The sequence below is a fragment of the Ochrobactrum sp. C6C9 genome, from assembly GCF_022627935.1.
Taxonomy (GTDB): Bacteria; Pseudomonadota; Alphaproteobacteria; order Rhizobiales; family Rhizobiaceae; genus Brucella; species Brucella teleogrylli.
The window spans coordinates 1-279 of sequence record NZ_JABXGB010000124.1; the positions used below are offsets into that span (position 1 = coordinate 1).

Below are 279 nucleotides of genomic sequence, written 5' to 3' on the forward strand. Positions count from 1 at the left end.
CTACAGCCTGGTATTCATCGACCCGCCGTATCACCAGGGCTGGCTGGAAAAAGTGTTGCCTGTCTGCATGACTTTGCTTGCGCCGTCGGGGCTGGTCTATGCCGAAGCCGAATTCCCGCTCGACGGCGATGATGCCCCGGCGTGGATGCAAGACTGGGAAGTGGTCCGCGCCGACAAGGCCGGCATGGTCTTCTATCATTTATTGCAACGCAAAAGCAGTGCCCGAATTGAGGCATAATGCGCCTTCTGATTGAATAGCCGGTGAGGAGACACCATGGT

At 57.0% G+C, this 279-nt stretch carries 1 protein-coding gene; it reads left to right on the forward strand.

Translation table 11 applies throughout. The annotated features are described in order from the left end of the window. A partial coding sequence (locus HWD97_RS24340) for an RsmD family RNA methyltransferase (RefSeq protein WP_371835822.1) occupies positions 1-238 on the forward strand: 238 nt, incomplete at its 5' end. Positions 239-279 lie beyond the last annotated feature (41 nt).